The sequence below is a fragment of the Synechococcus sp. B60.1 genome (assembly GCF_047462555.1).
Classification (GTDB): domain Bacteria; phylum Cyanobacteriota; class Cyanobacteriia; order Thermostichales; family Thermostichaceae; genus Thermostichus.
In genome coordinates, this window is the sequence record NZ_JANSJN010000032.1 from 15,310 (window position 1) to 24,690 (window position 9,381).

Annotated in this window: 7 protein-coding genes, 1 tRNA gene and 1 pseudogene; 6 read left to right on the forward strand and 3 right to left on the reverse strand. The window is 59.8% G+C overall.

The window, feature by feature from the left end:
* The first annotated feature begins 248 nt into the window (after positions 1-248).
* Entirely contained in the window at positions 249-626 is a 378-nt protein-coding gene (locus NW863_RS05335; RefSeq protein ID WP_414333939.1) for a hypothetical protein, read from the forward strand.
* 108 nt (positions 627-734) lie between these two features.
* Here NW863_RS05335 and NW863_RS05340 read toward each other — a convergent pair.
* Positions 735-817: transfer RNA gene (locus NW863_RS05340), tRNA-Leu, on the reverse strand.
* A 119-nt stretch (positions 818-936) separates the two neighbouring features.
* Between NW863_RS05340 and tgt the strand changes: the two genes are divergently transcribed.
* The 3 genes from tgt to NW863_RS05355 all read left to right on the forward strand — a co-directional run bounded on the left by tgt (position 937) and on the right by NW863_RS05355 (position 4,058).
* The gene (gene tgt / locus NW863_RS05345) at positions 937-2,040 is read left to right on the forward strand and encodes a tRNA guanosine(34) transglycosylase Tgt (RefSeq protein ID WP_414365013.1); all 1,104 of its coding nucleotides are present in this window, start codon (positions 937-939) and stop codon (positions 2,038-2,040) included.
* A 101-nt stretch (positions 2,041-2,141) separates the two neighbouring features.
* Positions 2,142-2,753 carry a hypothetical protein gene (locus tag NW863_RS05350; RefSeq protein WP_414365014.1) on the forward strand — a complete coding sequence of 204 codons (612 nt, stop codon included), beginning with the start codon at positions 2,142-2,144 and terminating at the stop codon, positions 2,751-2,753.
* 63 nt (positions 2,754-2,816) lie between these two features.
* Positions 2,817-4,058 carry a hypothetical protein gene (locus NW863_RS05355; protein WP_414365016.1) on the forward strand — a complete coding sequence of 414 codons (1,242 nt, stop codon included), beginning with the start codon at positions 2,817-2,819 and terminating at the stop codon, positions 4,056-4,058.
* A gap of 178 nt (positions 4,059-4,236) precedes the next feature.
* On the opposite strand, the gene NW863_RS05360 is transcribed toward NW863_RS05355, so the two are convergent.
* Positions 4,237-5,034 (reverse strand): response regulator transcription factor, encoded by a 798-nt coding sequence (locus tag NW863_RS05360; protein WP_414365018.1) that lies wholly within the window; start codon positions 5,032-5,034, stop codon positions 4,237-4,239.
* Between the two features lie 97 nt (positions 5,035-5,131).
* On the opposite strand from NW863_RS05360, the gene fni reads away from it, so the two are divergent.
* A complete protein-coding gene (gene fni, locus NW863_RS05365) occupies positions 5,132-6,208 on the forward strand; it encodes a type 2 isopentenyl-diphosphate Delta-isomerase (protein WP_414365021.1) in 1,077 nt (358 codons plus the stop codon).
* Between the two features lie 2 nt (positions 6,209-6,210).
* Here fni and NW863_RS05370 read toward each other — a convergent pair whose 3' ends face one another.
* Complete coding sequence (locus tag NW863_RS05370) at positions 6,211-8,718, reverse strand: sigma 54-interacting transcriptional regulator (protein WP_414365020.1); 2,508 nt, start codon at positions 8,716-8,718, stop codon at positions 6,211-6,213.
* A 62-nt stretch (positions 8,719-8,780) separates the two neighbouring features.
* Between NW863_RS05370 and NW863_RS05375 the strand changes: the two are divergent.
* Positions 8,781-9,381, forward strand: a pseudogene (locus tag NW863_RS05375) (RNA-guided endonuclease TnpB family protein); the annotation flags it as partial.

Consider the following 9,381-nt stretch of genomic DNA (forward strand, 5'->3'; position numbering starts at 1 on the left):
CCTTGGGGGAGATGCCCTTGTTTTCATAGAAAGCCAGCGTGATCTCAGGGACTTGGCTTTCAAGAAGCTATACAGATGCACGTAAAGGCAAGAAAATCTCGACGACTCTCGCTTAACGCATTTAGCATTTAGTTGTACTTATCTTAATAATAAACAAGTTCTAGTATTTTTAAGTTGAAACTTCCTAATGAAGGGCCTATCATGGTCGGACGCACTTTAGGATCAAGCTTCTGGGATAGGGCAGCCTTATGAACAAGCTTCAAGACAGTCTGGTGAAGGCTCTCACCATTGACGGGGCACTGGGCGTCGCTTTGGGGGACTGGAAGACCGGAATGTGTCTGGGGTTTAAGGGCACCAACAGCCCTGCCTTTCCCGAAGCTAATCTGGAGTTGGCCATTGCCGGAAACACAGAGGTGATCCGCGCCAAGATGCGAGTTGCAGAGTCTCTTAAGTTCACCGACAGAATCGAAGAGATACTTATTATTCTGGAGACTCAGTATCACCTGATGTATCTACTTAAGCACATACCTGGGCTATTTTTCTATCTGGCTTTGGATCGAGAGAAAGGCAACTTGGCTCTTGCTCGTATCAAGCTCTCCCAAATCGAAAAAGAGCTGACTCTCTAAAAGTTACGGCCTTTGCCGGCCTCACAGGAGTTCTGCAGCCAAGCAAGATTCTTTTAGAGCTTGCTCTACGTTGAGGTGATGGAGTAGGTAGCAACCAAGCCAAAAGAATGCGGAACCGGGGACTTGAACCCCGATGGCATTGCTGCCACTAGAACCTGAATCTAGCGCGTCTACCATTCCGCCAGTTCCGCGGCGATCTATAAGCATGCCCAAGAAAGGGGATCCCTGTCAAGGGCTGGGGGGCTTTAGAAGGGGATCCGACTCTTATGCTAAGCTCGGCTGCGCACGCAGTGGATCCAGAACGCTAACCTTGGCGGCTTTTACTTTTGTTTGCGAGGGCACCTGCCCCAACACGCAGGCGCGGGCCGGCTATTTCATTACCCCCCACGGCGAGATCCCAACCCCCTGCTTTATGCCGGTGGGAACGCTGGCCAATGTGAAAACCCTCACGCCTGCTCAACTCAAGGAAACCGGCGCCCACATTATTCTCAGCAACACCTATCATCTGCACCTACGACCCGGCGAAGAGATCATTCAAGCAGCGGGGGGCCTGCACCACTTCATGGGCTGGCCCGGTCCCATCCTCACGGATTCAGGCGGCTTTCAAGTTTTTAGCCTCAGCGCCATCCGCCAGATCGACGAGGAAGGGGTAACGTTTCGCTCGCCTTACGATGGGCGAATTATTCACTTCACTCCTGAGCTCTCCATCCAGATCCAAAATGCTTTGGGGGCAGACATCATCATGGCTTTTGACGAGTGTCCGCCCTATCCTGCCAGCCCTGAGGCGGTGGCAGCAGCGGTGCGGCGGACTACTCAATGGCTGAAGCGCTGCGTGGAAGCCCACCGCCGCTCCGATCAGGCTTTGTTTGGCATTGTTCAGGGGGGGGTTTACCCGGAGCTGCGTCGGCAGGCAGCGGAAGAAGTCTGTCGGCTGGATCTACCCGGCTATGCCATCGGCGGCGTCAGCGTAGGAGAGCCGGTGGAGCTAATGCACGCGGTGGTGCGACAAACAGCCCCCCTCTTGCCAGCCGATCGCCCCCGTTATCTCATGGGGGTGGGCACCTATGCCGAGATGCGGGCGGCAGTGGCTGCCGGCGTGGACTTGTTTGACTGTGTCATTCCCACGCGCTATGCCCGCCACGGCACCGTGATCAGCCGCGGCCAACGCTGGAACATCAAGAATGCCGAACACCGCCGCAGCCTGGATCCCATCGATCCTGAGTGCCCTTGCTACACCTGCCGCCACTTCAGCCGCGCCTATTTGTGCCACCTCATCCGCGCCCAAGAGATCCTGGGCTACACTCTGCTTTCCATCCACAACATCACGGAGCTCGTGCGCTACACCCAAAGAATGCGCCAGGCCATTCTGGAAGGCAAATTTCATGAGAACTGGGATCCGTGGCGCGAGGGCTGAGCCTCCTCGGGGAGCTTCGTTAACATCAGTAAACATTCGTAGGTTAGGCTTCCTAATCGCTACAATAAGGGGATAACCTAGTCTTAACCTCAGAGGAGAGCATGGCTGTCCGCACCCTGCAAAGTGTCATTGAGCAGCATATTGCTGGACTCCCTGGCCTCATTGCCGTCTTGATAGGGCGGGTCACTGACGGTGCCACAGTAGCCAAAGTAACCTATGCCAGCGACTCCCAAGAGGAGCAAGCCCTAGAACGTTTAGGCACCTACGCCGGCGACTTGTTGCAGGCCAATAGCCGCCTTTGTCAAACCGTTAGCCCCGGCCAAGAGGCGGACTACCTTTTGGCAGGTACTCCGGCGTTGCGGGTTGTCATCAAAGCCTTTCCCAAAAGCCCCTACTTTGTTTTGTTTCTGACCCGTTCCATCACCGACCTCAAGGCGATTTCAGACCGGATTAAGGCCATCCTCATCGACGGCAAACCACTGCTGCCCCCTGTTCAAGACGACACTCTATCCACTGCTCAGGCTTTGATTAGCTACACCAAGCGCTACGCTCCGGATCCCAACTTTGTCATGCTGCGCTTGTCCCTGAAAACGGGCATTGACCGCAACCGCCTTGAAAAAGGCACCCTGAACCGACAGGAGCTGCGCATTCTCTACAAAGCGGTGGCCGATCTTTTGGGCAGAGAACATCTGCCGATTGCCTTGCCTAGCTAAAGGCTAAAGTTGTGGGAGTTGTTAACTGTTGTCCCTTCCTATCCCCTCGAGATCAGGCCATCTATGTTGGAGCATTTACGCCTTGACCGCGCTCGCAAGCTGCTCTCTCTCTTTGGCGAGCCGGTGATTTTCCACTGCCACCACTACAACCTATTTCTGCAGCAGACCATTGAGGATCCCGACTGGATCGATGGGGTGAGCATCCTGCGTACGGCAGCTCAGGAGATTTTCTACAGCTTGCTCCAGGGCGCTTTTAAAACCTTGGGAGTGCAGCAGGCAGCGGAGCGGCTGGCGGTGGCGTGCCAGTTATTCGGCTTTCTCGGCTTGGGGCGACTGGAGCTGCAGGCCAGCCCCAGCGGCGGCGAAGCCCAGCTCACCCACTCCCACTACGCAGAAGGCTGGCTGAGCAAGTACGGGGATCAGGCTAACCGCACTCGTCCCATCGATCATCTAGCCGTGGGCTATGTGGCAGCGGCGCTGGATGCCACTTTTGGCGAGCTGGGCAGCTACACAGCAGAGGAAACGGAGTGCATGGCGGTTACGCGCAAGGATCGCTGCCTGATCCAGGCTACTCGGCTGCCACGGCCTCAGACTTTGGTTCCTAGCCCCGGCATGGGCAAGCTCATTGAACGTCCAGCCGATCTGCCCAAGCCGATAACAGCGGTGGACTATGACGCGGTCAACGAAGCTCTGTGGAGCCTGCCTTTGGCAGGAGATGAACGGGGGCAGATTCGCGCCTTCAACGTGCTGCTCACGCGCATGCCTGCCAATTACTACAACCGCATCCAGTACCGCTTTTTGGAAGAGCTGAAAGCAGTGCAACCCGGTCTGCAGCAGGTGGCAGAGGATCTGGTGCGCGAATCGGGCCATGTCTGTGTCTTCTACACCTTGGGCAACATCATGGAGTCGCTGGAGTGGGAAACCCTTGTGGGGCCAATGCTGGAAAAGGATACCGACTGGATCCACGGGGCCTATGCCGTAACCAGCAGCTTGGGGTTCGGTCGTTGGCAGGCTTTGGAGGTGGTGAGCGATCATTCCTGCCGGGTGGCTATTGACGGCAACTACGAGACCAACTACTTTTTGGCTTCCTACCCACGGGCAGACTATCCGAGCTGCTATTTTGCCCAAGGGGCGGTGCCGGCGCTGATGAACCTGGTTTACAACGGCAACATTCAGCAGAAGCCGATTCTGGATCAAGTCTTCTACAACCGCCTCTTCCAGCGGGGTGGGCTGTTTTACGGGAAGGAGACCAAAGCCAGAGAGAAAGGGGATCCCTGGTGTGAGTTCTACGCCGAGCGGATTTAGGGATCCATGCAGGTGCGCATCCTGAGGCGGCGAGAGTGTGGAAGGGGCTGGGCCACAGACCTGCTGCTGCCGCGCTGCCTGAGCTGGCCGGAGGTGGAAGAGCTGGCGCAGGAGATAGGGGCCACCTGCCGCTGCTTTCAAAAACAGCTGGTGTGGTTGGATCTGCCGGCAGGGCGAATTACCGCTTCCTTGCGGGTGCCTCGCCTAACTTTGCGGCTCTACGACGCCGCTGTGGAAGCCCAGATCCTGGAGCAGCTGCGCCGCTGGCTCGACTCGGCTGCTGCGACGGAGGAGGCGGCTTTAGGCCAAAGCAGTAGCCAACCTGGCGCACAGTGTGAATGAGGCGGGGTTGGTGCGGATTCCCCTCTAGTTTTTTGCGTAGGGAGAGGATGTGGGTATCGACGGTGCGGGGGTTGGCGGTGGAATCGGGCCAAGCCCGCTCCAGCAGCTCTTGCCGCGAGAGAGGATCCCCATCGGCCTGGATCAGCACCATCAGTAGGCTAAACTCCTGCGGGGTGAGGTCGATGCCTTGACCGGCCAGGGTGACGCGCCGCTGCACCAGATCGATTTTCAGATCCCCATACTGCAGGAAGGTGGGGGGAAGGCTGCGCCACAGCCGACGGGTCAGGGCCTGAATGTGGGCATCCAGAAGGGGCAGGCTAAGGGGCTTGGTGAGGTAGTCGTCTGCGCCTGCCTCCAGCCCAGCGATGATGTCGGCTTCGGATCCCCGTTGGGAGAGGAGCAAAATCAACACATCGCAATGGCGATGCGCCCAGCGGCATAGTTGGAGCCCGGCACGGCTGGACAGCTCCGCATCCAAAATCAAGAGGTGGACAGGCTGCTGTTGCAGCAGGGTTTTGGCCTGGCGAATGGTCTCCGCTTCCCAAACCCGGTGCTGCGCCTGTTGCAGATGCCAACCCAGCAAGCTGCGCAGATGAGGGTTGCCTTCTGCCAGCAAGATGTGCAAAGGTTGCATGGCTACTAGGTTGGATCCCGCCCTCATCATAGACAGCGGGCCACCTTCGGACAATGTTGTTCGCCCGCTACCGGTTGGACAACCCTCTATCCAGACCATGGCCGATTCTCCATCCCCTATCTCCGAACGTAAGCAGGATCACCTAGACATTGTTTTGCAGCAGGACGTCAACGCCAAAGGGATCCGCACCGGCTTTGAGCGCTTTTTCTTCGAGCATGTGGCGTTGCCGGAGCTGCTGCTGCCGGAGATCGATCTCAGTTGCCAGTTTCTGGGAAAGCGCCTGCAGGCCCCTCTGCTGATTAGCAGCATGACCGGGGGGACAGACACTGCCCAGGAGTTGAACCTGTACCTGGCGGCTGCCGCTCAAGAGCTGGGCATTGCCATGGGGGTGGGATCCCAGCGGGCAGCTCTAGAACACCCGGAGCTGGCCCGGACTTACCAGGTGCGGCAAGTAGCTCCGGATATTCTGCTTTTGGCCAACCTGGGCGCTGTGCAGCTCAACTACGGCTATGGGCTGGAGCAGGCGCGGCGGGCGGTGGAGATGATCGAGGCAGATGCGCTGATTTTGCACCTCAACCCACTGCAGGAGGCGGTTCAGCCCCAGGGGGATCGCGATTGGCGCAACCTCTATTGCCGCATCGAGCAGTTGGTGAACCAGTTGCCGGTGCCAGTGCTGGTCAAGGAAGTGGGCAATGGTCTCAGCGCCCAAGTAGCCCGGCGGCTGGCCGAGTGTGGTGTGTCCGCCCTGGATGTGGCCGGGGCAGGGGGGACGAGCTGGAGCGAGGTGGAAGCCCATCGCCAAAGGGATCCCCTCAAGAAACGCATTGCCCACAGCTTCCGGGACTGGGGGATCCCGACAGCCTTGGCTCTGCTGGAAATCCGCCGCTTCCTGCCCAACCTGCCTCTGGTGGCCAGCGGCGGCATCCGCACTGGCATCGATGCAGCCAAAGCCATCCGCTTGGGGGCCGATGTGGTCGGCATGGCCGCTCCCGCTCTCCACGCCGTCTTCCAAGGGCGGGCCCAGGCGGTGGTGGACAGCTTCCGGGCCGTAATCGAGGAGCTGAGGATCGCCGCTTTTTGCACCGGATCAGCCAACTTGGCGCAGCTACGGCAAGCGGCTTTGCGCTGGCAAGATACCTGGGATCCGCTGCCCCCTGTCGGGGAAAGGGGTTGAAATCAAATTCCCAGCACCTGCCACAAGCTCACCTCCAGCCCTAGGGCGGCCAGATGGTAGGGCCACTGCAAACTGCGGCGGGCAATTTTGCCGGTGAGGGCCCACGACAGGAGCAAAGCCAGGATCAGGGTGGATCCCTGAAGAAACTGGATCACCGCTGGGTGGGCCTGCCACAGCACGGGAAGAGCGGATCCCGTCTGGAAGAAAGTTGCCCAAGTTACCGGCAGCACCTGGCCTGCCTCCGTCAAAAACAGGGGCCAATAGAAGGCCAACGTTCCTCCCAAAACCAGCGGCAAATAGCCGTAGATCATCTCCGCAAAGGGTCGGGGTCGCGTCCCCTGGCCTAGCTTATAGGCCAGCCCCGCCAGCCCCCAGGCTGCCAAGGGCACGAGGCTGGGGAGGCTCAAAGCCAGCAAGGCAGCCCCCAGGTGGGGCCAAAACTGCCGTAGATCCCAGCGCAAGCCCCAGCAGGAGAGGCGCTCCGCTATCTGGGGCAGGCAATGGAGATAGATGCCCCCCAGCAGCAACAGCAACAGGGCAGTTTCAGAGGTGCGCGGCGTATGGGTGGTCCACAGCTCGATCCCAGGCGGGCGCAGGTTGAACTCCACCGAGCGATGGGGACAAGCCTTGAGACAAGTCATGCAGAGGACGCAATCTTTGTTGTCTTGCAGTTGCGCCGGATGGGAGTAGAGAGGACAGCCTCCCGTCGCCATGCCTTCCCCTTTCTCGGGCCCACCTTTGTAGCACTGGTAGGTGGTGCATTCTGCCAAACAGGTGCCCTGCTGGGCCCGCAGCTCCGTCATCGAGAGCTTGGCATAAAGGCCGTTCATGCCCCCAATCGGGCAGAGGTAGCGACACCAAAACCGCCGCTCAAACACCAGTGAGCAGACCACCGCTCCGGCGGTAATCAGCAGCAGCAGCCACCCCGACAGGTAAGCCGTGTTGGGCAGATCCCAGATCTCCTCCCACAGGAAAATCAACGCGAACCCGGCAAACAGCACCCAGCCCCCCCAGCGCTCCGCCGGCTGTCGCGGCCATTTCCGCAACTGCCGCGGCCAAAGCCACAAAGATAGCCGCTGAACCAGCTCCCCGTAGATCATGAAGGGGCAGATGGCGCACCACACCCGCCCCAAAAAGGGGAACACCAGCAGCACCACCGGCCACCACCAGGCCCAGAAAAGATTCAACCCCACATTGTGGGCCCGATCCTGAGGCCCCCAGAAGAGGAGAAACACCACCAGCGTGTAGAGAGGCAGCACCAGGCCGTAGTTGAGGCGATCCGGCCACCAAGGGCTGCGCAGCAGGCGACGCAAGCGAGGATAGGCGTTGAGCAGGTTGAGGCGAAACCGCTTGCCCCGAGGCTGGGAAGCCCAAAACACCTCTTCCCCCAGCACGCTCGCCCCCGCGGCCTGCACTGCCGCCCGCTCGACCAGGCTGCGCAGCTCCCGCGAGTTGCCGGGAAAGTCGTAGCTCTGCAAGCGGCGCAGCGCCTCCGGCGAGAGCTTGGGCTTGGGGATCCCGCGCCGGCGGCTGTAGAGGCTGAGAAAATAGTCGGCCATGGCTTTGATATCGGCCTTGCGCACCCGCAGCGGCGGCACTTTGATGGCCATCACCCAGGGGTCGAGGGCGGGGATGGGCCGTTCTGACACCATCAGCAGACGACAGCGACAGGGGCGCTCCTCTCCCGGATCCCCTTCCCCCCGCTGCACAGGGGTGTAGGATCCCGTCTCCAGCAGGCGCAGCAACTTGGGCATCAGCTCGGCGGGCAGCTCATGCAGGTTGTTCAACAGCAGCGTGCCCTCTCCCAGCCACTCCAGCAACCCCGGTTTGCCCCCCGCCCGTCCGAACAAGTCTGCCCCACTGGCCTGCAGGGCGCTGCAATCCACCTTGATCATGGGCTGGCGCCGCCGCGGGGATCCAAAATGGATCAGGGCGGCGACGTTGTCTTTTTCCAGGCCCGGCTCCCCAAAGATCAACACCGGCTTGCTGCTCTGGGCTGCCTCTTTAATCTGCTGCCGCAGGCGCACCGCATAGCGGCTGGAGCCGACGATCCCCCGCTCCACCTTCGGCACCAGGTAGGGGCGCAAAGCCACTTGCCGCTCCTGCTCGTAGCTGAGGCGCTCTTGAGCCTGGGCCAGAGCCTCGGCCAATTGCCCCGAGTGCTCTGCCAGCCAACGACGTACCACCGCAGCCGGGATCCAACCCCGGATCCCTGGGGAAACGGCCACCAGATCCCGCCGCAGCGGCTGCTCCGCCAGGACTTCCCCCAGATGAGCCACCGCGCCAGGCAGCAGGTTGAGAACCTCCCCGGAATGGGGATCCCGTTCTTCCCAGCGCCCCTCTAGCAAAATCTGGATCCCAGCCGGGGTGGTTCCTGCCTCCGCCAAAACCTCTCCTTGGCAAAAGGGTTGCTCCTGGAGGTGCTCCGCCAGAGGATACAAGCTCTCCAGCGCCAGGCTTTGAAACAGGGTTTGCCCCTTCAGCCACTGGGCACGCTCAACAGGGGTCATCTGAATGCGCTGGATACTCCAGCGTCTATACGGCGGGGAGGGATAACGCTAATAGGCTTGGCATGACCCAAGTCCTGACTATCTCCTGCAAGCTCAAGGTGTCTGCGTCACAAGCCGCCAAGCTGGATGCGACCTTGTCTGCTTTTGCACAAGCACTCCTCGCGCCCGCGGGCCGGAGGCCTTACTGGGTCAACCAAAACACGCCAGAGAATATAGCCAACCTTGTCAAGCTCCACTTCTTATGCTATCGCGAAGTCCGTGCACGCTTCGGGCTGTCCAGTAATCTCACTCAACAAGTGTTCCGACGGTTAGCCGGTGCCCGCAAGCTTGCCCAGCAGAAAAACCGTCCCGTCAAGGCGTTCAAGTCTGGCTTTGTTACCTACGATGCCCGCATCTTCTCTTTCCGGGAGAGGGACTGGACGGTGTCGCTGACCACCGTTGAGAGACGCGAACGCTTTGAGCTGGATGTTGGCTCCTACTAGCGGGGCAGGCTCACAGGCTCTCATCCCAAAGCAGCCACGTTGGTCAAACGCCAAGACGGTTCCTCCTTCATCCAGATTGGCGTGGAATCTGAGGTGCCGGAACCGGAGCACGCCGTCAAGGCAATGGGCGTGGATTTGGGTAGGAGGGATATTGCTCATACCTCTGAGGGGGATCACTGGA

Excerpts from the sequence above, each read along its gene's own strand:
- NW863_RS05335 (WP_414333939.1), top strand. The coding sequence starts at position 249 with ATGAACAAGCTTCAAGACAGTCTGGTGAAGGCTCTCACCATTGACGGG.
- NW863_RS05350 (WP_414365014.1), top strand. The coding sequence starts at position 2,142 with ATGGCTGTCCGCACCCTGCAAAGTGTCATTGAGCAGCATATTGCTGGA.
- NW863_RS05355 (WP_414365016.1), top strand. The coding sequence starts at position 2,817 with ATGTTGGAGCATTTACGCCTTGACCGCGCTCGCAAGCTGCTCTCTCTC.
- NW863_RS05360 (WP_414365018.1), bottom strand. The coding sequence starts at position 5,034 with ATGCAACCTTTGCACATCTTGCTGGCAGAAGGCAACCCTCATCTGCGC.
- fni (WP_414365021.1), top strand. The coding sequence starts at position 5,132 with ATGGCCGATTCTCCATCCCCTATCTCCGAACGTAAGCAGGATCACCTA.
- NW863_RS05370 (WP_414365020.1), bottom strand. The coding sequence starts at position 8,718 with ATGACCCCTGTTGAGCGTGCCCAGTGGCTGAAGGGGCAAACCCTGTTT.